Annotated in this window: 19 protein-coding genes; 8 read left to right on the top strand and 11 right to left on the bottom strand. The window is 74.6% G+C overall.

Annotation, left to right across the window (positions count from 1 at the left end):
• Positions 1-196 precede the first annotated feature (196 nt).
• Complete coding sequence (locus ABH941_RS38850) at positions 197-934, bottom strand: hypothetical protein (protein ID WP_370136036.1); 738 nt, start codon at positions 932-934, stop codon at positions 197-199.
• Positions 935-1,528: 594 nt separating this feature from the next.
• On the opposite strand from ABH941_RS38850, the gene ABH941_RS38845 reads away from it, so the two are divergent.
• Entirely contained in the window at positions 1,529-3,409 is a 1,881-nt protein-coding gene (locus tag ABH941_RS38845) for a hypothetical protein (protein ID WP_370136034.1), read from the top strand.
• Positions 3,410-3,769: 360 nt separating this feature from the next.
• Entirely contained in the window at positions 3,770-4,252 is a 483-nt protein-coding gene (locus ABH941_RS38840) for a hypothetical protein (RefSeq protein ID WP_370136031.1), read from the top strand.
• A gap of 16 nt (positions 4,253-4,268) precedes the next feature.
• On the opposite strand, the gene ABH941_RS38835 is transcribed toward ABH941_RS38840, so the two are convergent.
• The gene (locus ABH941_RS38835) at positions 4,269-4,742 is read right to left on the bottom strand and encodes a hypothetical protein (RefSeq protein WP_370136029.1); all 474 of its coding nucleotides are present in this window, start codon (positions 4,740-4,742) and stop codon (positions 4,269-4,271) included.
• Between the two features lie 303 nt (positions 4,743-5,045).
• The gene (locus ABH941_RS38830) at positions 5,046-7,325 is read right to left on the bottom strand and encodes a hypothetical protein (protein ID WP_370136026.1); all 2,280 of its coding nucleotides are present in this window, start codon (positions 7,323-7,325) and stop codon (positions 5,046-5,048) included.
• Between the two features lie 419 nt (positions 7,326-7,744).
• On the opposite strand from ABH941_RS38830, the gene ABH941_RS38825 reads away from it, so the two are divergent.
• Positions 7,745-8,281 carry a single-stranded DNA-binding protein gene (locus ABH941_RS38825; protein WP_370136022.1) on the top strand — a complete coding sequence of 179 codons (537 nt, stop codon included), beginning with the start codon at positions 7,745-7,747 and terminating at the stop codon, positions 8,279-8,281.
• A 207-nt stretch (positions 8,282-8,488) separates the two neighbouring features.
• On the top strand, positions 8,489-9,310 hold the full coding sequence (locus ABH941_RS38820) for a hypothetical protein (RefSeq protein WP_370136020.1): 822 nt from the start codon (positions 8,489-8,491) through the stop codon (positions 9,308-9,310).
• Positions 9,311-9,449: 139 nt separating this feature from the next.
• On the opposite strand, the gene ABH941_RS38815 is transcribed toward ABH941_RS38820, so the two are convergent.
• Together ABH941_RS38815 and ABH941_RS38810 are read right to left on the bottom strand one after the other, a co-directional pair.
• A complete protein-coding gene (locus tag ABH941_RS38815; protein ID WP_370136017.1) occupies positions 9,450-10,175 on the bottom strand; it encodes a hypothetical protein in 726 nt (241 codons plus the stop codon).
• A gap of 260 nt (positions 10,176-10,435) precedes the next feature.
• Positions 10,436-11,407, bottom strand: coding sequence for a GIY-YIG nuclease family protein (locus ABH941_RS38810; protein WP_370136014.1), 972 nt, complete (start codon positions 11,405-11,407; stop codon positions 10,436-10,438).
• Between the two features lie 491 nt (positions 11,408-11,898).
• Between ABH941_RS38810 and ABH941_RS38805 the strand changes: the two genes are divergently transcribed.
• Positions 11,899-12,294 (top strand): hypothetical protein, encoded by a 396-nt coding sequence (locus ABH941_RS38805; RefSeq protein WP_370136011.1) that lies wholly within the window; start codon positions 11,899-11,901, stop codon positions 12,292-12,294.
• 222 nt (positions 12,295-12,516) lie between these two features.
• Here ABH941_RS38805 and ABH941_RS38800 read toward each other — a convergent pair whose 3' ends face one another.
• Positions 12,517-13,089 carry a hypothetical protein gene (locus tag ABH941_RS38800; RefSeq protein WP_370136008.1) on the bottom strand — a complete coding sequence of 191 codons (573 nt, stop codon included), beginning with the start codon at positions 13,087-13,089 and terminating at the stop codon, positions 12,517-12,519.
• Positions 13,090-13,354: 265 nt separating this feature from the next.
• On the opposite strand from ABH941_RS38800, the gene ABH941_RS38795 reads away from it, so the two are divergent.
• Positions 13,355-13,618 (top strand): hypothetical protein, encoded by a 264-nt coding sequence (locus tag ABH941_RS38795; protein ID WP_370136005.1) that lies wholly within the window; start codon positions 13,355-13,357, stop codon positions 13,616-13,618.
• A 633-nt stretch (positions 13,619-14,251) separates the two neighbouring features.
• On the opposite strand, the gene ABH941_RS38790 is transcribed toward ABH941_RS38795, so the two are convergent.
• The 5 genes from ABH941_RS38790 to ABH941_RS38770 form a co-directional block, all read right to left on the bottom strand.
• Complete coding sequence (locus ABH941_RS38790) at positions 14,252-15,106, bottom strand: MucR family transcriptional regulator (RefSeq protein WP_370136001.1); 855 nt, start codon at positions 15,104-15,106, stop codon at positions 14,252-14,254.
• A 20-nt stretch (positions 15,107-15,126) separates the two neighbouring features.
• The gene (locus ABH941_RS38785) at positions 15,127-15,357 is read right to left on the bottom strand and encodes a hypothetical protein (protein WP_370135998.1); all 231 of its coding nucleotides are present in this window, start codon (positions 15,355-15,357) and stop codon (positions 15,127-15,129) included.
• Between the two features lie 956 nt (positions 15,358-16,313).
• Positions 16,314-17,291, bottom strand: coding sequence for a hypothetical protein (locus ABH941_RS38780; protein ID WP_370135995.1), 978 nt, complete (start codon positions 17,289-17,291; stop codon positions 16,314-16,316).
• Positions 17,292-17,791: 500 nt separating this feature from the next.
• The gene (locus tag ABH941_RS38775; protein WP_370135992.1) at positions 17,792-18,244 is read right to left on the bottom strand and encodes a hypothetical protein; all 453 of its coding nucleotides are present in this window, start codon (positions 18,242-18,244) and stop codon (positions 17,792-17,794) included.
• A 1,547-nt stretch (positions 18,245-19,791) separates the two neighbouring features.
• Positions 19,792-20,751 carry a hypothetical protein gene (locus tag ABH941_RS38770; RefSeq protein WP_370135989.1) on the bottom strand — a complete coding sequence of 320 codons (960 nt, stop codon included), beginning with the start codon at positions 20,749-20,751 and terminating at the stop codon, positions 19,792-19,794.
• A 303-nt stretch (positions 20,752-21,054) separates the two neighbouring features.
• Between ABH941_RS38770 and ABH941_RS38765 the strand changes: the two genes are divergently transcribed.
• Together ABH941_RS38765 and ABH941_RS38760 are read left to right on the top strand one after the other, a co-directional pair.
• Positions 21,055-21,249, top strand: a complete 195-nt coding sequence (locus tag ABH941_RS38765) for a type II toxin-antitoxin system HicA family toxin (protein WP_370135986.1) — start codon at positions 21,055-21,057, stop codon at positions 21,247-21,249.
• 79 nt (positions 21,250-21,328) lie between these two features.
• Positions 21,329-22,198, top strand: coding sequence for a hypothetical protein (locus ABH941_RS38760; protein WP_370135983.1), 870 nt, complete (start codon positions 21,329-21,331; stop codon positions 22,196-22,198).
• The last annotated feature ends 176 nt before the right edge of the window (positions 22,199-22,374 follow it).

The raw sequence follows: 22,374 nt of genomic DNA, 5'->3' as shown, positions 1-22,374 counted from the left end.
GCCCCCGGCCCCACCCCCCCCGGGGGCCCGCACCCGGCCGGGCAACCGCCCCCGGCGGGGGGGCCCCCCCCTGGGGGGCCCCCCCCCGCGGCCGGTGACGCCGATGCAGCGGCACCGCTTCACCCACCGGTTCGGCCGGCCCCGGACCCGGTCGGCAGGGGGCGAAGCGCCGTGCCGGCCGGGTCCGGGGCCGTGCTCAGTCGGCCTGCGGCAGGCGCGGGGCGGGCCCCCTTCCGTGCCGGCGGACGGGTTTGTCCGCGTCTGCCGCCTCCTGGAGCGCGCGGAAGGTCTCCTTGCCCTGCCGCTTCTTCAGGTGGGGGATGTTGTTCGCGGCCAGGCCGAGCGTGTTGGGTCCGTACACCGCTTGCAGGTCCGAGGGCGTCTGCGAGGTGTAGCCGGCCGCCTGAAGGGACTCCTCGTTCGGGAAGACGTCGGCGTGGGGGTGGCGCGCCGGGTCGATCAGGCCGTCCTGGGTGCCGCCGTAGCTGAAGCGGAAGTGGAAGTTGGCCGGCTGGTCGGGCCGCGCCCACTTCTCCAGGAGCGCGACCTGCTTGGTGTAGCTGTAGAAGGTGACGTGCGGGGCGCTGCGGAAGATCCGCAGCCACGCCTTGAGGTAGGGCAGCGACAGGTAGTCGCCGGCGTCGTGGACCCGCACGTGGACCGTGCCGCCCTCGGGCGCGCGGTAGCGGCGGTGCTGCAGCTCCTCGGTCATCTGGGCCTCCCAGCCCGGCAGGTCGTCCAGGACGTACTGCAAGTTGCGCTGGTGCGCCGCCAGGACGGTGCCGTGCCGGAAGTGGCCGGCCCTCGCGTAGCACAAATCTACGCAAACCCCGGCCGTGGGACAGGCGTTGTAGCGGCGCCCGTCGGGCAGCTCGCCCTCGAACGCCGGCAGCGTCCACTTGTAGATCCGCTCCGACGCGCAGCTGGAGCGCATCGGCAGCAGCAGGAATCGCGGGCGCGCGGGGACGGCCTTTCCTGCATTTTCCGTGCCCCCCTCGGACACGCCGTCCGCTATGTCGTTCAGAAGAACCTCCCTGGTCGGCGGATGCGGCGGAGGTTCCGGTCCGCATGACACCGACCCTGAGCGGCCCTGCCTGTGGACAGAGGGCGCGGCCGCGCAGCCGGGCGGCAGAGGCAGGGGCCGGGCGACGCCGGTCCGGGAGGCCGGGGCCGCGTCGCCCGGCCCGGCGGCACCGGCCGAGTCGGAGCAGCGGCGCCGGAGCCGGCCGCGAAACAGCCGCACGGCTCCCCCCGGGAACGGGGCCGCTGGCCGGCCGGCGTCCCGAACACCCCTCCGGGGACTGGCTGGTGAGGCAGCCGCTGCCGCCGCACGCCGGGCCCCGGCGACCTCGAGCGGGCCGGGCGGCCTGCGCACCGGTTCCTCTTCCGCCGCCAGGGGGCCGGTCGCTCCCCCGCCGTCCCTGCCAGCCGGCCCGGGCCGGCGACCGGCCCGAACGCCGTCGGCACCGGTCGCGCAATGTTGACCAAGGAGCTACGGAGGGTAGTGACGCCGTGGGACGCTACGGGCATGGAGTCCACCGTCACCACCAGCGCGCAGGTCGGCAGCCAGCCCCGGTCCTGGGACCGGCGCGAGGCGGACCTGGGCGTCCTGCTGGCGCACTACGACCAGCAGCCGGACCTGGCCGGGTGCTGGCAGCAGGAGCAGTTGGAGCAGGTCCTCCTGCTGTCCCTGAGGTCGATGGAGCACCCGGACCGGCGCGGGGCGCCGGCGTCGGTGTGGGGGATCCGGGAAGCCGCCGCGCGGCCGAACTGCCTGCACCTGCGGGTGGCTTCGGCCGCCGTGGGACCGCTGCTGCACCTGCTCCTGCCCAGGCTGGACGGCGGCCGGTTGCTCGGGGCGCCGGGGCTGAGGTGGGAGCCGGCCGCCCGCCCCGACCGCCTCGTACTGGCCGGCCCGGGCCACGGCCACCTGGTGCTCCACCTCGACCGGGCCTCGGTCGCCGAAGCCGAGCTGTGGGAGCGTGAGCTTCGGGACCTGTTCCCCACGGCCGTCGGCGGCGGCACCGCGGCCGGGCCGGTGTACCTGCACCGGGAGCACGGGCTGCATCCCGCCGAGGAGCAGGCGCTGCTGCCCCGCGGAGGACCGCGGACCCCGGACGTGGGAGCGCGCGCGTACAGCCGGGCGCTGCGCGACGCGCTGGCCGCGCTGCCCCCGGTCGCCGAAGCGCTGCTGGGCCACGGCACCGCCGTCCTGCTCGGCGGCCTCGGGCCCACCCGGGCCAACCCCCGGCGCCCGCGGCCCTCCCCGGCACTTCCGCTGGACCAGGACCGGACGCAGGAGCTGGAGGAACGGCTGCGGGCGGTGGCCGAGGCCGACCCGCCGCGGCCGCCGTGGGCGGCGGCGTGCGCGGGGCAGCGGCGCCTGGAGCGCGTGCTGCTGCGGACCTTCGCCGGACACGACGTCTGGGCCGAGCAGGACGAGATCTTCGGCATCACCGGCGCGCTGGCCGGCCCCTCGTGTCTGCACCTGACCCTGGCCACGTACAGCACGCAGCTCCTGTACTCCGCGCTCGCCCCGCGGATCGGACCCGGCGGCCTGTTCAGCGGGGCCCCCGGGCTGCGCCGGGTCGGCGAGGACCAGGCCCGGGTGGAGCTGGCCGCGTGGGACGGCCACGGGCGGGTCATCCTGCACCTGGGCCCCCAGGAGATCGCCGCCTGGCGCGAGGGCGAAGCCGACGAGCGGGCGTCCGGCTTCCTGGACTGCCCCCACGGCTGCCCGCCGCTGCGCTGCCCCCTCGCGGCGGCCGACGACCTGCCGCTGTCCTCCCCCGGCCCCAGACTGGTGGTCGAGCACCCGCTGGAGCGCCTGCCCCGCCTGCACCCGCTGGAGCTGCGGGCACTGTCCGCCGGGACCGACCCCGCCCACGACGCGCGGGCCAGCCGCGAACTGCGCCGCGCACTGGCCCACCTGACCGCCCTGCACCTACGGCACGACTGCCGCACCACCCCGCTCCTGGCCGTACCGCCCGCACCCGCCCCTGCCGCACGGCCCCCGGCGGCCGCGGCGGACCGCCGGCCCCCGCGGGCGCTGTCCCCCGCCGGCTTCCACCGCACGGACTCGCTCAGCACCGAGGACCTCGCCGCCGACTTCACCCGCCAGCTCATCCAGCTCCTGGACACCGGCCAGGCACTGCCCGGCGACCTCCTGCTGGAGCCCGCCGCCATCGTCCAAACCATCGGCGGCCCCCGCACCGTGGGACGGGCCACCAACATCATCAACCGCGCCGCCCAGCGCTACGGCCTCGTCCGCCACCGCCCGGCCCGGCCCGGCGACCACCCGACCCACGACGACAACCACGTCGACCGGGCGCCGCTGCTCTGGGAGGTCAGCGCCGGCGCACCGGCAGTCCTCCCGGCGGCGCGCACCGAGTTGGACCAGCCGCGGTGAAGCCGCCCACACCGCACCCGGTCCACGCCTGCCTGTAGGGCCCGGTCCCCGAAGGCGTCGAGCAGCCGCGGGTCCAGCAACCGGTACCCACACGGGACGACCCGGGCGCAGCGGACAGGGGCCGCCTCCCACCTGCTCGGCCTCCCGGTCGGTGGCGGGCTCCACTGCGCGCCGCAGGACGCGGGCAGGGCGCTGCCGCACCGGCAGCGGACCCCGTGGTGGGCCAGGCCCTCGAGGCGTGGCATCGCAGGACGGTGGAACAGCGGCGACCCGACAGCGCTCCCCGACAACAAGGGCTGCCAGGTTTCGGATTCCAAAATTATGATAGGATTTGGAATCCGAAACCAGTGAGGAGTGTGGATGTCTCAGATCCCCTACACCGTCAAGGACTCCGACGGGTTCGTCCAGCACGGCGTCTTCCAGCCCGACTTCCCCGGCGTCGAGTACTTCGAGGGCGAGGGTTCGGGCGAGGACAACCCCGTCTACGGCGTGAACGATCTCTACCGCACCGAAAGCGGATTCTGGATCTGGGGCACCAGCAACACCGGCACCGACGCCCTGTTCGCCTACGAGGGCATCACCGAGGAGCAGGCACGCGACTGGCTGGAGAAGAACGGCCACCACGAGGCCGTCGACCGCTACTTCAACAAGCCCAAGGGCGGACGCCCCGCCAAGGGCGAGAAGTTCCAGGCCCGCGTGCCGAGGGCGACGCTGGAACGGATCGACGCCGACGCGGCGCGCAACGAGATGGACCGCTCCGACCTGGTCGCCGCCCTGATCGAGATCGCCTACTGCCCCTCGGTCGCCGAACGCCGCATGCTCGAGACCGCCCTCGGCATCTGACGCGGGCCGGCGCCGCTCACGCGCACGCGGCCGCCGTCTGCGCGGATGTGTACACCGCCAGGCGCCGCGCGACGTCCTCGGTCATCTCGCAGGCGGCCACCGCCCGCTGCTGGGCCCCGGTCAGCCGGGTTCCCGGCACGGCCGCGGTCTCGGCCGCGCGCAGCGGCAGCTCGTCCAGGCACCGGCCGACCTGCAGGGCCGCGGCGGCGGCCACGTCCTCGGGGCGGGGCACCACCGCGCCGGCGACCAGGGCGTGGGACAGGCCGGTGATGTCGCCGTGCGGGTCGACCAGGGCGACCGACCAGCCGGTCTCGGGCAGCCAGACCAGCACGTTCGGGTCCAGGCCGATCGTCAGGCCCGCGCGCGGCCAGGTGAACCACTGCTCCGGCCAGCGGAAGCCGTCGGTGGGCCCGGCGACGGGGCCCAGCGCGGCCACCACCGCGCGCAGGTAGGCGGACGCCGGCCCCTCGGGCCGCAGCAGGGTCTCCATACCCACCATGGTGACCAGCACCCACCGCCCCGCAGGCGCCGACACACCGCGCCGGCGGCCACGTCGCACGGACGGCCCCGCGCGCCGGCCCGTTCGCAAGCACCTGATCCCTGACAGCTGGCACGCCGTCAGGGACGAGGTCGGGCCGCCGCGCTCCCGAACGGCGCCCTGCTGCGCCTCGAAGCCGAGGACCACACGGCCGCCCGGGCCCGTTGGACGCTCACCGGCCTGGAGCAGCCGGACGCGCCCGGGGGCCGGCCTCCGGGCTGAGGCGCGCTGCTGCGGCCGTGGTCCTGGCCGGCGCTACTGGCCGGGGCTGTCGCCCCGGGCGGGCGGGGCGGCCGCCGCATCTCGTTCGAGTTGCTCCTGGACCTCGGGCGGAAGGGGCGGGGTCTCGTAGGCGGGGTCGCCGCTCTCTGCGGTGGTGATGCCTTCCTGTGCACTGGTGATGGCCAGCCGCCGCACCTCGGTCGCCTCGTGGTCGGCGACCCGCCACACCGTGTGGCCCGAGCCGACGGAGAACCCTTCGGCCTCGGAGCCGAAGGACATCCAGTTCACCCGCAGCACGCCGCCGTACAGGGCCAGGGCCGTGGTCATCCATTCGACGTTGCGCGGGTCCACCGAGCTGGCCCAGCCGTCGTCGCCGTGGGGATGGGTCTGGTACTCGAAGTAGGCGCGGCCGTCCTGGCGGGCGAACTGCGGCAGGGGGCCGGAGGCGGGGATCCGCCCTGCCCCGTCGCTGGTCAGATACGCGGACCGGGCCTGGCAGTGCGGGTCTTCGCAGGCGACCTCGGTGTCGGTCAGGTCCAGCCACATCGCCACCGAGACGTCCTGCCCCCTCTCCACGCCGTTCGCGTACAGCTGCTGCCGGCACTGGGCGGCCTTCGCGTCCGACTGCCGCCAGTGCTGCGGATCGCGGTGGGCCAGGTGGTGCAGGTAGTGCCCGACCAGGCGCCACCCGTCCGTAGCGGTGGGGTGGATGCTGTGCGCGGGGACGTCCCGGGCGCCCGTGACGGCAGCCGCCCCGGACGGCTGTGCCAGCTGCTCGGGGATCGCGCCGTCTGGTGCGGGCCGCTCGGCTTCCACGGCCTCTTCGTCCTCCTCGAAGTCGTCGTCCTCGGGCCGGCGGTAGTCGGCGAGGGTCGGCATGGGGGTCAGCTCCCCGGTGACCGGCGCCCAGGGCGACAGGTCCTGCTCGGTGGCACGGCGGATCGCCACGATGTCGGTGAACGAGATGCCCGACAGCGAGCCGTCGGCCCACTGCACGCGCATCCAGGGGACGTCGCGCGGGCCCGTGGAGTGGTCCTCGATCTCCCAGGCCTTCACCCGGAACCACAGCGGCGGGTAGTAGTGCCCGGCCGGTGCGGGCCGGGCCCAGTAGACGTTCACCAGTTCGCCCTCACCCGCTGCAGCGCCGGGCATCAGCCGCCGGGCCTGCGCGAGGGCGATCTCGGGCACGTCGCTGAGCACGGCGCGTCCGTCGAGCTCCCAGACCTGGTCCGGGTTCTCCACATGCCAGACCCGGTGCTTCTCGCCCATCGCCGCTCCGATCAGGTTCAGCACCTGCTGGCGCCATGCGGCGACCATGAAGTTCGCCGCCGACACGGTGCCCAGCGGCGCGTTCTGGTCCGGCACCGCGCACACGGGGTCGCCCGGGGCCGCGGTCCCCTGTGCGGGTGCGTCGTCGGCGCCGAGCCAGACCGGTTCGACCGCCAGGGCGCGGCGGGCGTGCTCGGTCAACTGGGACCAGACTTCCTCGGGGAACCCGCGGCCCGGGTCCCGGGGCAGCGTGGTGGCGAAGGTGTCGAACCAGCGTTCGGCGCGCAGGTCCTCGCCCAGCATCATCTGGTTGCCCAGCGGATGGCCGGGGCACTCGAAGCCCTGGTCGTCGTCCCACAGCAGGTAGATCTCGGCCGCGCCGAGCAGCACCTCCTCCAGGTCGCGGTAAGTGAAGGCGTCGCTGCGCCGCAGGCTGACCCGCCCCAGGCCGGGGAACCACTCGGCGAGGTGGCCGGCCGCGTCCAGCGGCTCCTCCCCGGGCTCGTCCACGTGGGGGTCCGCGGCGAACTCCTTCGCCTGCTCGACGACCTCGCGGGCCTTTTGCGCCGCGACCATCAGGACGAGGTCCTCGGCGTGGCAGCGCGCGACCGGTGCCCGGCCCGCGCGCAGGTCCTCGGCGATGTCGGTGAAGGCGCGGGCCATCCGGGCACGCCACGCCTGGTCCTGGCGGTCGCCCTGACGGGGAAGCCGCGGCAGGACGTAGTCGTCGGGGCTGTCGAGGTCGGCCAGCACCACCGGTTCGTCGCCCCAGCGCAGCACGTCCAGCGCGTACATGGAGGAACCGAGCTCAGCGGCGACCTCACCGAGAAGCCGCAGTTCCTGGCGCGATGCCAGGCCCGACAGCTTCGTCCCCTCCCACTTGCTGCGCTCCTCGGGGGTGAACGCCTCCCAGGCCGAGGCCTTGGGAGCAGCGGTCTCCTCGAGTGCTGCGACCGCGCGGCGGGCCTCGCTCAGCGGCACCCCGTGCTCGTCCCTGTAGGCCCGTACCGCACGGTCGCGTGCCCGGGTGGTGTTGTTGCTCATGTCAGTCCTCATCGCGGCCGCAGTGCTCCACGCTGCACGGGCCGCAGGGAGGTCAGCGGTGCCGTGTCAGTGCACGTCGAAGGAAGTGCGCGAGTCGGAGCCTCTTGGCCTCTGGGCCCCCTGCGGCGTGGACGCGAGGGACGGGGCAGCAGGCCAGCGCGGTGGCCTATCGCCGACCACACTACAGAAGCCGCCGCCACCGGTGCAGCCGAACCCCTCCCGCCACCAGCCTGGCCCCGGCACCGGGGCCGACCGCGCACCGGGCGCGGGCAAGGAAGCGGTCGCCGCCAGGGCCGCGCCGCAGCAGCTTCCCGCCCCGGCCGGGGGCGCCGCCCCGCGGGCAGGGGGTCGTGTCAGTACCGGGCCCTACGCTTCACCCAAGATCACCGCTCGCGCACCCACGAGATAGAGGACCCCCCATGGCAGGCGAGACCGTCATCACCCTCATCGGCAACCTCGTCGACGACCCCGAGCTGCGTTTCACGCCGTCGGGAGCCGCCGTCGCGAAGTTCCGGCTCGCGTCCACCCCCCGCACCTTCGACCGCCAGACCAACGAGTGGAAGGACGGCGAGAGCCTCTTCCTCACGTGCAACGTCTGGCGCCAGCCTGCGGAGAACTGCGCCGAGACGCTGCAGCGCGGTATGCGCGTCATCGTCCAGGGCCGTCTGCGCCAGCGCACGTACGACACCAAGGAAGGCGAGAAGCGCACCGTCTACGAGGTCGAGGTCGAGGAGGTCGGCCCGTCCCTGCTGCGCGCCACCGCGAAGGTCACCAAGGCCCAGCGGACCGGCGGCCCCGGCGCCCCGGGCGGCGGCTTCGGCCACCAGCAGGGCGGCAACAGCAGCCAGCAGCAGGGGAACCAGGGCGCCTCCGCGGGCTGGGGCACCGCGGCATCCGCGGGCGACAACCCGTGGGCCGACACCTCCAGCGGCCCCCACGACCAGCCCCCGTTCTAGCCGCCGGCCCCGCCCCGGGGCCCTACCGGCGGGGCGTCCCGGGAGCAGCGCCGCCTCCAGGCGGGCTTCGGCCCGCCGGGCGCCGGACCGGCCTGCTCCGCCGCCGGGGCGCGGCGGCCGGGACCGGCGCTCCCGGCGGCCTCTGGCCGGGCGGCGGCGCCACTGGCTACCGTGGACCGGGCGGATCGTTCGGCGATCGGGGGACCAGTGAGGCAGCAGCGCGCGCACCTGAGCGCCGGAGTGCAGTGGAGCGACCGGCTGCGCTCGCGCTCCAAGGGCAGCCCGGCCGTACCGCCGCCGGACCCGCTGGCCCTGGCCGCCGAGCGGCGGGAGCTGCAGAACACCCTGGTGCTGCTGCAGCGCGCCGTGCAGGCCGGCGACGCCGCCGGGGCCGTGGAGCTGTACCGCGCCGCCCTGGAGCAGGCCCGCACCAGCACCTCGGCCTCCCAACTGCGGTGGCTTGCATCACTGGAGGAAGACGGACGCCTCGCCCGCTGGACCGACGACGAAGCCGCCGACACCGGTGCCGTACCGGCCCCGACGGCGGTGGCGGACGGGGAGGTTGTTCCCGCGCCCCGCCGCGCTCCCGGGCCCCCGGCGCAGCCCCTGCGCCGCCCGGCCGGGCAGCCGTCCACCGCCATCACCGCGCCCGAGCCCGCGCCGGTGCCGGACCGGCCCGCCACCGACCCCGCGCGGCTGACCGCCGCCGCCGTACAGGTACGCGCCGTCCTGGCCGCAGCAGCCGCCGCGGGCACCACCGTCACCTGGTCCGCCCTGCTGCGCCGCGCCCCGGCCCTCGGGCCGCTGACCGCACCCGAACGCGAGCAGGCACTGACGCAGGCCAGCACCCCGCGGCAGCCGGACGAACCACTGCTGGCCGCCGTCGTGACCGGCCCGCTGCGCGACATGCACCCCCGCTACCCCCACCTCGCCCGGCAGACCGCCGGCCCCCAGGCGACCGCGGACCCGGCCGGCTGGGCCTACGAGGTCCTGCGCGTGCAGCAGTACTGGCGCCACCGCCACCCCTGACCCGCCGGCAACTCACCGGCACCGCGGCCTCAAGCAACCGGACCCCGCCCGCGACCGCAGGTCAGCGGCACGGCGTTAGCCCCAGCTGACACACCTTGTTCTTCCCCCGCAGAACAAACAAACCGGGTCGTGCGGCAGTTCAGTCCTGCGCGATGCGCTGCAGGTCCCGCAGTGTCAGCTCCTGGCGGGCGTCGGCCGCCCGGCTCGCCACCCAGGCCGCGATCCTCGGGTCGGCGTCGGCCTGGTACCCGCCGGCGTTGGTCTGCCGTCCGTCCGAGGCGAGCAGGCCCGTGATGTACCGGGCCAGCCTGCCCGGGCCGGTCCCGCCGTACCCGGTCCCGTAGCCGCCCTGGTGCTCCTGAGGGAGCAGCGTCAGCACGCCGTCGGCCGTGCGGATCCAGAAGTTGCCGCCGTCGTTGAGGACCAGGGAGGCGAAGGTGTCGCCGGCGCGCAGCTCCAGCGGGGCGTAGGTGCTGTAGGTCCACCGGTCGGTGCGCCCGCCGTCGGCGGTCCGGTAGTGCTCGGCCACCACCGGGAGCCCGAAGTGCGGGTCGTACCAGGTCCGGAAGCATCCGCAGCCCGAGCCGGCGACCGCGGCGGGGCTGTCCTTGTCGTCGTCCACGCACGGGTGGAACAGGTCGGGGATCCTGCGGGGGTCGACCAGTGTGGTGTGCAGGGCGTTCGGATCGCAGCGCACGAGCCCGCCGGCCCACTCCCGCGTGCACGGGCCCGGGCGCTCGATGGTCACATCGGCGTTCATCGCCGACCCGACAGCCCCGATCCGCGGCTCGTAGGCCAGGACGAAGTGCAGGTATTCCTTGCCGGGCTCGTAGGTCGTCCTCAGCTCACGCGGCGTGTAGCTCAACTGTGCCTGCTCCCTCGGTGGTTGGTGCACGTCGTTGGACAACGCCGACACTGCCCCACCAGGGCGCCCCGGGTCCAGGGGGTCCAGGGCGGCGGTCGCATCGCGTTGGTGCCGGATGCCGCCCTGGGGTGCCCGGCACCGCCGCGCGCCGTACCGGTTCGGGGGCGGTGCCCCCGGTGGGTTCGGCTTCACCTGCCCCTCGACGCGGCAGGGTGTCTCCGCCACAGGCACAGTCGTCCATGCGGAGCCGTCTTCGCTGGTCAGGACGCCATAGCAGCCTCTGCGCGGGCCCGGTAGTAGGCGAGGACGTCGTCGTAGGTGTACCAGTCCCGGCCGTCGACCGTGCGGACCGGCGGCGGGAAGTCGCGATGGCGCAGCTTGTGCATCCGCAGCAGCCCTGGTTTCGTCGGGACGCCCTCGGCGGTCAGCCGCTGTGCGATCGCAGTGAGGCTCAGCGGCTCCGGCCCGGGGATCGGCTCGTCAGAGGGCTGCGCACTGGCCTGTTCACGCGCGCGGTAGTAGGCGCGGATGTCGCCGTAGGCGTACCAGTCCCGGCCGTCGACTGTGCGGACCGGCCGCGGGAAGTCGGCACGGCGCAGCTTGTGCGTACTCAGCAACGCCGGCTTGATGGGTGTGCCCTCAGCGGTCAGCCGCCGTGCGATCGCGGTGAGGCTCAGCGGCTCCGGCCCGGGGGCCGGCTCAACGGACAGCTGTGCCTTGGCCCCTGTCTGCGTCTCCTGCTCTGCCGGCTCAGTGCCACCAGCCTGCGAGGTGCCCGCGGAAGCGGGCTGTAGGGGCCCCGCGTCGTCGCTGCGGGTATCGGCTGGAGGCTCCTTCGGGAGGACCGGCGCGAGGAATCGGCGCAGTTCGCCCCTGCACCGGAACCACTCCCGATCCCCACGCAGCCGCTCGGCCTGGAACTGCCGGTGGTAGGCGGCCTCACGGAACCTGTCTCCGGGTACGACCAGCAGGACCCATGACAGGTGGCACCCGAGCTGGTCCATGCGCTTCTGCAGGTTCCTCGTCGTACCGATCTTGATTCCTCCCTCGATCTGCACGAAGTACACGACGGGCCGGTGGCGCCTGCCGGCGAAGATGTTCGCCAGGTCGATGCCCGCCGGGTCGGGTCGCGCACCCGGCACCCCGGCCGTGCGGTCGCCTCCACCGAGGCCCGTCATAGTGACGTCCTGCGGGGCGCGGCGAACTCGGGACAGGGACGGTGCTTCGGTCATGCCCGCATCCTGGCCAGGGCAGCCTGTGGACAGAGGTCGCGTGGCGGCGGGCAGTGCCCGGGAGCAGCAGCAGGGGCGGGCCGGCAGTACAACCGCCCTCCCGCGGCCGACCACCAGCCTGTGGCCGCGCCGCTGGTGGCCTGCCCGGATGGCCGCGGCCGGGCCAGCGGGCAACAGTGCCCGCAAGCCGTTCGGCGACCCGGAAACTCAGGCACTTCAGGCACTCCCGCAGCCAGACCGCGGCCGCCCCGGGGGCCCGGCCGGGCTCGTCGCGGCCAACTGGGTACCCCGGGTACCCGAACCGGCTACGGCCGGCGGGCGGCGCCGGTACAGATCAGACCGCGCCGGAGCGGGGTCGGGTCGGCTCCGACCGCCGCCTTCGCCACCTGGCCTGTGCTGCGCCCCGGCGCGGCGCCGCGTGCGGTGCACCGGGTGTCAGTACCTCGCTCTACCGTTGGACCACCAACCCCCTTGAGGAAACGGGAACACCCATGACCGTCACCGACGAGCACCGGGCCGAGCGCGAGCAGATGCAGGCCTGGGACGCCAGGTTCGAGGCAGCCCTCGCCCTGGCCGCGGAGACCGTGCCCGGACTCAACTGCCACACCACCCGCGAGCAGCCGCACCTGGGGATGCCCCGGCTGTTCTGGGACGGCGACACCCGCGGCGCCTACTGGGTCCGCGCCGGCCTGATCTCCACCGGCAGCCCCGCCACCACCCTCACCAAGGCCAGCGCCGTCCTGCACTACCTGCGCGACCCCGCCGGCGACGGGCCCTTCGAGCGCGACGAGAACCCCCTGGATACCCTCGACGCCGGCACCACCGACCCCCACCTGGTCGCCGCCCTCATCGTCACCGCCGCCCAACACCACCGCACCAGCCTGTAGTAGGCCCCGGCCCGGCCCCGGTGACGCCGACCGCAGCACCTGCCGGCGACACCGGCCGATGGACGGCGCCGCGGCCCGGACTTCACCGGAACCGTCCGGCGGGTCCGCCAGGTCGAGAACGTCCATGCCGCCGCGATCCGCCTGCACCGAACCCGGCGGCAGGGCCACCGGCTCCCCGGCTGGCTCCGGCACCGGGAGCAGCGGGATCGGGTCCGGCCGGTGTCAGGCCCCGGCCGCCGCGTAGGTGTCGGCGGTGACCAGCAGGGTGAGCAGTGCGCGGACGGAGCGCACGTTGTCCGCGCGCAGGTTCGTGGAGTACACCGGACCCAGGCCGTCGGAGTGCAGTTCGACCCAGCCGCCGGGCCATCCGATCCTGACGTGGCCCGGGTCCAGCCCGGGTCCGACGCGGGCCTTGGGGCCAAGCAGTTCGCGGGCCCGCGCAGTCACGGCCTTCAGGTCCGCGACCGCGCGTTCGGTGCGGGTGGTGAGCTCCTCGGTGCGGCGCGCCAGCATCGGGGCCAGTTCCGTGCTGATCGTACGGGCGAGCGCCGGCAGGTCCTGGGCCGTGCCGCTGGCCGTGCCAGTGAACTCTCCCTGCCCGGCGCCGACCAGGTGGGCGGGCGAGGCGCAGGTGTCGACCCGGACCGTGCCGGCCTGCGGGATCCAGACCCTGACCATGCCGTCCGGGCCGTCCAGGACGGCAGTGCCGCCCCGTTCGTCGGCGCTCCAGGCGGGGCCCAGCTCCAGGGCCAGGGCACGGGCGTGATCATGGGCTGTAGCGGTCCTGCGGGGCACAGGGGGCCTCCGAAGAGCGGTCGGGTCAAGGGCTGGGCACGGTCGGCCCGCGGCCGTCGGGACGCAGTGCACCCGCTGAGGCTACGACCCGGCACTGACAGCGCACCGTCCCGCCGGACCGGTGCCCCGCCGCGGGCCGGCGACCCGCGCGCGATCGGGCGCCGCACGCCCGGTTGCCGGTATAACCGCTGGTCGCCGTCCCGTCGATGGACCATCATCGGCGGACGGCAACACCATCAACGATCTTTGAGGAGGGGCTCGCCGCGTGAGCACCACCGCGCCTTCCCGGCGCAGCCGCCAGGCCGCCCGGGTCGTCAGGCTGGACAGCCGGTACGCCTACCTGGTCTTCCCCTCCTGGTGCGCCGGCCAGGTCCTGGTCCGAATTCCGGCCGCCGTGCTCACCCGCGCGACCTCTGTGGCCCGCCCCGACCTCCTGCACGCCGAGCTGACCGCCCAGATCACCCTCGGCGCCCTCCTGGAGGAGGACCTCGACCCCCTCGCCTGGCAGCTCGCCACCGAACCGGACTGACCCGCCCCCTCCGTGCACCGTGCCGGCACCGCCCGGGCACTGCCCGGCCGGCTGCCCGGCGACCTGCTCCGACGCGGTACCGGGGCCTCCCGCCCCAACGGCCACCGACGGTTCGGGCGGCGGCGCCGGTCACCGTCGCGCAGGGGCCGGCCGGGTACCCGCCGTGGTTCACGCGACGGGGCGCAGCAACTGCTCCTGACCGGTCCGGCGGCGGTCCACCCGCCCAACGTGCCCGCCCGGGGCGGACGGCGTGCGTCGGTGGGGTGAGACGCAACCGGCCCGGCCCCGCCAGGACGCCCTTCCGCGCAGGTCAGGGGCGAGACGCACCCTGTGACGCACCGACTGACGCACCTGACCGTCTCACCCACCGACGCACGACCGACGCACCCCCGTCACGCAGTACCGACCCGGCCGGCGAGCCTGCCCGGCCACGCACCGGTAGGCGCGCAGGCGGGCGGTCCGGTCCGGGGGGTTGGTACAGCCGCTGGTCACCGGACCCGGCCTGACGCCGCCCGGCCAGGGGCCTGCTGCGCCGCCTGGGCCATCGACCGCGGTGAACCGGCGGGCGCCGCGGAACGGCCCGGGGCGCGGGGCCGCCCGGCCTGACAGAGGGCCACCTCACCGGGCCGACCGTCACTGCCGGGGCGGCCTCGGCTTGTCCGCGCTCGGAACACGCGTGCCCTTCAGGAACCGGGACAGGCCGGCCTCGCTGAGGCCCACCACCGGCGCGAGGCCGCGCTGAGCCATGCCGTGGTCCCGCACCAGCCGCAGCACCAGGTCCCGCAGCGCCGGACCCGTCAGCGTCCGCAACTGCTCCCGCTCCTGATCGCTCAGCGGGCGGATCCCGGCCGCCCGCGACTTCGCGTGCTCCCGGGCACTGCGGTTCTTGTCCGCGGCCAGGCACTCGGCCGAACGGCAGGTCACACGGTTGTAGCCGCCCGGCAGCGGGCACCACTGCGCCCCGCACACCCGGCACGAGCGCACGGTCCCCTTGCGCGTGGCCCGCCCCAGGGCCTGAGCGCCCACGACCTGGACGTGGCGGGTCTGGGCGGCGTCGGCCGGGAACGTCCGCGCCGCGGAGGCGGCCTGCGGGTCACGGGCCCGCTCGAACCGCTTCCACGACTCGCTGCCGATCCGGCTCCGGGAGTTGGCCGAGAACTTCGCGCTGACCTGCGCGCAGACCAGGCCCTGGCCGCGGGACAGGCCGTGCGCGGCACGGTACTGATCGGCCGTCATGCCGTGCGCCCCGGCGGCGTGCGCGGCCAGGGACTGGAAACTGCCGCCGCACTCGTGGCACAGCACGCTCTGCCCGTCGTCCTCCAGCACCCCGTACCGGCCGAAGCCGTCCGGCTGCCCGTACGCCCGCGCGTCACCGCCCGGGTCCGGCCGGCCCCGGCGCGCCCGCTTGTAGCAGCGCAGGCACAACCCCTTGGCCACCGCCACCCGTTCGCTGCAGGCCGTGCACGGCCTCTTCATCGTCCCGGTCACCCCGCGTCCTGCTGCTTCCCTCACCGCGCCGCGGTCCGCGGCGCGCGCTCACCGGCACCCGAGACCTCCCAGTGGTCCTGCGGGCCGCCGTCGGGCTCCCACGCCATCGGCAGGCACTGGGCGCCGCCGGCGGTGAGGATCTCGTCCAGCGCCTGCCACAGCACCCGCACCGGATGCTCCGGCGCGAGCTCACGGACCGCCTGAACCATCATGGGGTGCAACTCGTCGGTGCCCAGCCCGTCCAGGTCCATCACTGCCCGTCCTCCCCGTTCGCGGCCACCTGCCCGGCGCCGCGCTCTGTATGTCGTCGGTGTTCCCCACGAGGCGTCACCCGCTGCCCAGACCGGGGACGTTGTTCCAGGTCGACGAGGGGACGCCACCTTCGTCCGCGGAGGATGCCGGTGGCGTTCCCCACCGGGCGCGACACTACCCGCCGACTATGACAACACCCCCCGGCGCCCGAAGAGCCACCGCCCTCCTCCGGCTGCCACCGGCCGGCGCCGCCGCACGGGCACTGCCAGCGGTCCGGGTGAAGGCATCGGCCCCAGTTCCGAGGGGCCGGCCGACGCACACCGCTGTTGTTCACGGGCCGTACCCAGCAGCTGCTCCCGGCCCGGGCCGCACGCGGTGCGAGAGTCCAGGTGAGACGCAACCAGCCGGTACCGCCGGGGCACCCGTCCGCGCAGGTCAGAGCCGAGACGCACCCCGTGACGCACCGACTGACGCACCCAGTGACGCACCCAGTGACGCACCTGACCGTCCCACCCACCGACGCACCCCTGGCGCCCGTTGCCCATCGCACCGGGCCGGCACGGCTGGCCGACACGCCAGGCGGGCCTGAGGGTGCGCCTGTTGCAGCCACGCTCGGGACCGACCGCCGGACAGGGGAGAGCGAAGGCCCGGGAGCAGCGCCGCGGCCGTGTGTCCAGCACCGGGGCGGTCGGCCTTCGGCGGCGGACACACCCCGGCAGGCCTTCGACGGCTGCGGACGGCAGTGCGACGATCGAGGTGAGACGCAACCACCGACGGCTCCGGGGCACCCGTCCGCGCAGCTCAGGGCCGCGACGCACCCAGCGACGCAGCGACTGACGCACCCAGTGAAGCACCTGACCGTCCCACCCACCTGTCCTCTGACGCTGAACCTTGACCGTTTGCCGCTGAAGATTGACCAACCCTTGTTTCTGACACTGAAGTCTGACCGCCCAGGTCAGCGCGCTGCCCCGGTCCCGGTCCGCCACGGCTGCGGACCGTCGCCGGGCGCAGCAGGGGACTGCACGCGGTGCAGGCGGCGCAGGGTATTGGCGTCTGCGTTGCCCTGGGCGAGCAGGTGGTGGGCGATGGCGGTGGTGTGTGCCCAGCAGTCGCGGACCAGATCGTCGGCCTGGTCGTAGAGCGAGGCCATCTCGATGTGGTCGTGGCCCGGGGGCACGTCCGAGACCTGGTCGGCGCCCCAGGTGAAGTGGGCGGGCCGTGCGGTGGTGAGCATCGCCATCCGGGCCTGGTCACCGGCGCTGCCGAGGACGTCGTTGAAGAATGCGGTGCGAGGAGTGAGGAGCTCCTGCTCGGCGAGCCAGCGGTGAGCGGCGCGGACACCAGCGGCGAGGAATACCAGCACGCTGCGGACATCCGCATCGAACGGACCGAGAGCGGTGTGCCCTAGGTGCGCCATGCCATCGGTCGCCCCGAGGCCGGGTACCGCGTCCGGGGCGGCGTAGAGGTGGACAGCGGTCACGGGCAACCCCAGGGCCATGCCCACGGCGGCATGCCCGGCTTCGTGGTGAGCCTCCCGGGAACGCACCTGCTGCCAGGTCAGGCCGCCCGTCATCAGGTCCGGTCCGTACGTCCCGGCGGGCACCTGGCTGGGATACCGGGTGTACACCACACGGCTGTTGACACCCACCTGCATCCACATGGAGCCCATTGTGCCGCCCGCGCCCGCAGCAACTGCTGGACGGCGGCGTCCAGCAGCACCACGCCGTAGTTCGGTCCGCATCCGGCCGCGCACCACCGCGAACCACAGCACCCCGACGACGTGCTGCAGCAGCAGCGAGCACCACGCAGCGGTTGCTGCTCGGAGGTACCAGCAGCGGGCCACCCGACGCGAAACCGGCGGCGCCTCGGTGGAGGTGAGACGCCGCGACGGCAGCGGGTGCAGCAGCGTGGTCCGGTTGCTGCGCAGCAGCACGGTGACCGCACTGGCCGGCGACCGGCAGGTCGGTCACCGGCAGCTGGTGCTGCTGCGCAGCGGCCGGACAGCGCGGCACCCCCGGCCGGGGAGGTTGGTGGTGCTCCAGCAGCCGGGCGCCACCTTCGTCCATCCCCGGTGCCGGTGCTGGACGGCCGCGCGGCCCGGGGGTTCGGGTCGGTGCCGGCCGGTGTGCGCCGCCGTAGCTCACGGGGCGCAGTTGTTGCTCCCCGCCAGCCGGGGCGGGTCGGGTGGCCTGCCCCGGCCGCTGTGCCCTGACGTGGTGCGACGGTCCAGGTGAGACGCAACCACCGGTGCCTCCGGGGCACCCGTCCGCGCAGGTCAGGGCCGAGACGCACCCAGTGACGCAGCGACTGACGCACCCAGTGACGCACGACCGTCCCACCCGCCTGATCCGTGACAGCGAAGTCGGGGCGGTTGCCGCCGAAGGTCGACCGCCCGCAGCCCGGCGGGCGGCGGATGCTCCGGCGATGCGGCGGTCAGGCCAGGGCGAGCGCGCCGACCCGGGCCTTGTACACCTCGGTGTCCTCGAAGGGTTCGACGGGCCGGCCGTGCCATTGGGGGTCTGTGGGGTCGTCGTAGAGGCCCAGGTCCATGGTCCGGGCGACCCAGCGCGGAACATCGACGAGCAGCACCTGGCCGCGCACCGCCTCGTCGCTGCGCAGCCAGCCGGTGGCCAGGGCGATGTCGTGGACACGGGAGAACAGGTCGGAGCCGAAGCCGGTGGCGACCTCCACGCTGCCGGGCACCGGCGCCTTGACGAGGTAGCCGTAGCCGTTGGTCGCGGTAGCCGCCTCGGCCAGGGTGAACAGGTAGACCCTCACCGGGTCGGGCAGCGGGGCGATACGCAGGGAGGCAACGAATTCGGCGCGCAGTGCGTCGACGGCAACGGCCTCGGCTTCGCGGGCTTCGTCATAGCTGGTGGTGGTCACCCGAGCAGCCTGGCCGCCCGGTCGGCAGGACCGCAACTCGCCAGGCCGCGGGCGGTCAACCTTCTGGCGCAGCCTGCGTCGCGGTGACCCCGCTCGTCCTGGTGCTCACCGAGCGACCGGGACCGGACTGCAGCAGCGAGCAGCAACGAGGTGCTGCAGCCGCGCGCAGCACGCAGCGGTTGCACCGGTGCAGCACGTGCAGCAGCAGCGGCAGCGGTCACTCCGCTGCTGCACGGAGCAGCGGTTGCCGCGGTTGCTGCGGTTGCTGCGGTTGCTGCACGGAGGTAGCAGCAGCCGGTTGCCCGGCGCGAAACCGGTGCTGCGTCGGTGGAGGTGAGACGCAACCGGGCATGCCCGATACAGCAGCGAAGTACCAGGTCAGGGGTGCATCAGTGGCACCGATGCACTCACTGACGCACCCACCGTTGCACCCGCTGACGCAGCACCGACGCAGCACCGTTGCACCCGCTGACGCAGCACCGACGCAGCGACGGCAGCGGGCGCAGCAGCTGCGCAGCACGGTGGTCCGGCTGCCGTGCAGCAGTGGGGCAACGGAGCAGCGGTTGCTGCGCAGCAGAGCGGTCCGGTTGCCGTGCAGCAGGGTGGTCCGGTTGCTGCGCAGCAGGCCCGGCACCGGCACCGGGTGCTGCTGCGCAGCGGCCGGACACAGCACGCAGCACTCCCCCGGCCGGGGCGATCAGCGGTGAGCAGCCGGGCGGCACCTTTCGACGGCTCCCGGTGCCGGCTTCCGCCGAGGGCGGCCGCGCGGTGCCCTGCCCTCCGCCCGCGCCCGCCGGCGTCGCGGCACGAAGGCCGCCGGCGGTTCGGGCCGGTCGGTGCCGGCGGTGCCGGCCGGCGTGCGCCGCCGTAGCCCACGGGCGCGCAGCAGTTGCTCCTGACCGGCCGGGTGGACCGCCCCGGCCGGTATTGCCCGGCCGGGGTGAACGCGGTGCGACGGTCCAGGTGAGACGCAACCAGCCGGCCCGCCACGACACTCGTCCGCCCAGGTCAGGACTGAGACGCCTCCTCTGACGCACCCGGTGACGCACCCGACCGTCCCACCCACCGACGCACCCCCGGCGCCCGTTCCCAACACGCCGAGCCGCCATGGCCGGCCGGGGCCGACCGGCCAGGTGGGCCTGAAGGGTGAGCCTGTTGCCGCAGCACGCGGAACCGACCGCCCGGGGGGAGGGCGACGACTGGGCGACGGCTGGGCGACGGTGGAGGCCCGGAGCAGCGCGGCGCCCGCGAATCCACTACCGCGGCCGGCCTTCGGTGAGATGGGCACACCCCGGTGGACCTCTCGGCGGCTGCGGACGGCAGCGCGAGGGTCGAGGTGAGACGGTCGAGGTGAGACGCAACCGCCGGTGCCTCCGGGACGCCCGTCCGCGCAGGTCAGGGCCGAGACGCACCCAGTGACGCAGCGACTGACGCACCCGGTGACGCACCTGACCGTCCCACCCGTCGACGCGGTGCCGTCGGGCAGTTGCGCGAGGCGGGCCCGGTCCGGGCGCCGCTGCGCCCGGGTCCGCCCGGGGCGGCCGCGGTCAGGCCGGGTGCTCGGGCCAGTGCTGGCGAAGGACGACGGTGCGGCGTACTCCTTGGTCCATCAGCGCCTGGGCGCGGTGCTGGCCGTTTTCGTAGTGGCCCTGGCCGTCGGGTTGGATGGCGTCGGCGGGGTCGAGCAGGCTCGCCAGTGCTTCGCGCTGCCAGACGGTGGCGCCCAGGGCGAGGGCGTGCCGGTCGGCGTGGGCGGCGAGGTCCCCGGCGGCCGCACCCTGGTGGCCGGCGTGCTCCAGGCTCTGCCGGGCCAGGCGGCTGACGGTGTGCCAGTCGCCGCCGTGGTACCAGCAGCAGGTACGCGGGCGGCGGGTGGGCACAAGCCACCGGTACCACCTTCGCCACCGGGAGGACGCCGCGGGCATGCACCCGGGCCCGCGGAACGGCTCGGGCCGCCCCAGCCGGCGCACCGCCATCGCCTCGAACCGCAGCTCCGGCTCCGGGACCGGGACCGGCGGCACGTAGCCCCGGCCGCGGCCGGGGTCCACCCGCTGGCCCACGAGCTCGGCGAGCTGCCCGTCCGTCAGGGTGCGCCAGCGCGGACCGCCCAGGCGGAACGGCTCGGCCCGGGCGAAGGTCACCAGCTCCCACACCGCCGCACGGGCCGCCGACTCGCCGCGCAGTCGCCGCTGCACCCACACCGGCGGCTGCTCCTGCTCGGGGAAGTACCGCTGCCACACCGCGGCGGCGTACCGCTCGGCCGCGTTGGTCAGCCCCGTGCCCTCCCCCGGCCGCTGGGTGGCCACCGCGACCGGGCGCAGCCCCGCACCGGTGAACAACTGCAGCCGGAAGGCCGCCGACCGCGGCCCGTGGCCGGGACGGAACATGTGCTCGTCCACCACCCGCTCCCGCCGCCCCGACAGCCGCAGCACCGCCGCGACCGCCGGCACGACCCGGCCCGCCCCCTCGGGAACGGACACCACCGCGTCCGAGCTCTCCTGTGCCATAGCGCGATCCTGCCCGATCGGCGGGCACCACACCGGGCCGATACCGCCTTACCCGCCGAACCGCGCCGTCGACGAGACACAGCGGCGGGGCCGGCCTCGTCGAGCAGCTGACCGGCGACCCCGACGCCCGGTTGCCGCTAGCGGCGGGGGCGTCGTCCGGCTCGAACAGGCCACGGCAACCGCAGGCCTCGGCCCGCCAGCGGCCGGGGCGCGAACCCCGCCCATCTTTGTTCATAATTATTGACATCGTTCTGATTTGTGATGCATCATAAATCTTGACGGCGTTCGGTGATAGGGGAGAACATGGCGGCCAAGAAGGACACCCGACAGCTCATCAAGAAGCTGGAGAACCAGGGCTTCGAGGTGACACTGCGCAACGGCCACTACAGGGTCTTCAAGGACGGCACGTTCACCGTGGTCATGCCGAGCACCCCCAGCGACTCACGGGGCCTGAAGAACGCCATGGCCTACCTGAAGCGGGCAGGCTTCCAGCGCTGACCCGCCGCAGGGCACCGGGACGACCCGGTGCCCCGGCCCGCACACCGTCACCGACACCCCCAGCGAAGAAGAGGACGAGATGACCGACTCCCCCCGCGGCGCCCACGAGCCGTTCAGCGTCTGCGTGGAGTTCGCGGCGCCCACCGCCCCGGCGGACGCCCCCGCCCTCTACGAGGCCATGCTCGACGCCCTGCTGGACCACCACCCCGACAGCGGACCGGCAGCCGGACCGGCCCCCAGCGGCAACCCCAGCGTGCGGCTGTTCCTCGACGCCGCCGGCGTCGTGGACGCCCTGACCCGCGGCATCCAGTACGCCCAGGCCGCGGCCCTCGCCGCCGGCATCGCCCCCGACGCCCTCATCGGGGCCGAGATCCTCACCGAGGCCGAACTGGACCGCCGCAACGCCCAGCCCCCGGTACCGGAACTGGCCGGCGTCGCCGAGGCCGCCACGATCGTCGGCGTCTCCAAGCAGCGGATCAGCGAACTCGAGGACGCACTGCTCAAGCACCGCGTCCAGGCACTCGCCGCCGGCCCCGTCTACCTCGCCGACGGCCTGCGCGCCTACGCCGCCACCGAGCACAACACCACCCGCGGCGCCAAGATGACCGACCCGGGCCTGACCCCCGCCGAACGCGCCCTGCTGGAACTCCTCCACGCCAAAGCCACCGGCCGGCCCTGGACACCGACCACCACGCACGAGCACGACGCCCACCACGCCGCCCACATCGAGGACGTCCTGGACCAGGGCCGCCTGCGCCTGCACCCCCACCCCACCGACGACTTCGACCTCCAGGCCGCCCTGGCCACCCTGATCGGACACCGACTGCTCAAGACCCGCGCCCCCTACCGCGCCGAACAGCTCACCGGCCACGACACCGACCTCGTCGTCACCCTCACCCCCAAAGGCACCCGACACGCCCAAGCAGGAGCCGCCACCACCACCCGCTGACCCACCCACCCACCCCACCCACCCCACCGACCGAAGGGGACCCCGCACCGCGAAGACCACCACCACGACCAGTCACGCCCGCCGTACCGCGGCTGACCGCCGACCCGGACCTGCCGGACCTCACCAGCCGGACGCCGCGCGCCACGAAGCCCGACCAACTCCTCACCCCCGACCCC

Origin of the sequence: Streptacidiphilus sp. EB103A, assembly GCF_041261405.1 — a bacterium.
Classification (GTDB): domain Bacteria; phylum Actinomycetota; class Actinomycetes; order Streptomycetales; family Streptomycetaceae; genus Streptacidiphilus.
The sequence above is the reverse complement of the archived record's forward strand: the minus strand, read 5'-3'. Positions and strand labels throughout refer to the sequence as shown.

Excerpts from the sequence above, each read along its gene's own strand:
- ABH941_RS38810 (WP_370136014.1), bottom strand. The coding sequence starts at position 11,407 with ATGACCGAAGCACCGTCCCTGTCCCGAGTTCGCCGCGCCCCGCAGGAC.
- ABH941_RS38840 (WP_370136031.1), top strand. The coding sequence starts at position 3,770 with ATGTCTCAGATCCCCTACACCGTCAAGGACTCCGACGGGTTCGTCCAG.
- ABH941_RS38785 (WP_370135998.1), bottom strand. The coding sequence starts at position 15,357 with ATGGACCTGGACGGGCTGGGCACCGACGAGTTGCACCCCATGATGGTT.
- ABH941_RS38850 (WP_370136036.1), bottom strand. The coding sequence starts at position 934 with ATGCGCTCCAGCTGCGCGTCGGAGCGGATCTACAAGTGGACGCTGCCG.
- ABH941_RS38805 (WP_370136011.1), top strand. The coding sequence starts at position 11,899 with ATGACCGTCACCGACGAGCACCGGGCCGAGCGCGAGCAGATGCAGGCC.
- ABH941_RS38835 (WP_370136029.1), bottom strand. The coding sequence starts at position 4,742 with ATGGAGACCCTGCTGCGGCCCGAGGGGCCGGCGTCCGCCTACCTGCGC.
- ABH941_RS38830 (WP_370136026.1), bottom strand. The coding sequence starts at position 7,325 with ATGAGCAACAACACCACCCGGGCACGCGACCGTGCGGTACGGGCCTAC.
- ABH941_RS38760 (WP_370135983.1), top strand. The coding sequence starts at position 21,329 with ATGACCGACTCCCCCCGCGGCGCCCACGAGCCGTTCAGCGTCTGCGTG.
- ABH941_RS38845 (WP_370136034.1), top strand. The coding sequence starts at position 1,529 with ATGGAGTCCACCGTCACCACCAGCGCGCAGGTCGGCAGCCAGCCCCGG.
- ABH941_RS38765 (WP_370135986.1), top strand. The coding sequence starts at position 21,055 with ATGGCGGCCAAGAAGGACACCCGACAGCTCATCAAGAAGCTGGAGAAC.
- ABH941_RS38825 (WP_370136022.1), top strand. The coding sequence starts at position 7,745 with ATGGCAGGCGAGACCGTCATCACCCTCATCGGCAACCTCGTCGACGAC.
- ABH941_RS38770 (WP_370135989.1), bottom strand. The coding sequence starts at position 20,751 with ATGGCACAGGAGAGCTCGGACGCGGTGGTGTCCGTTCCCGAGGGGGCG.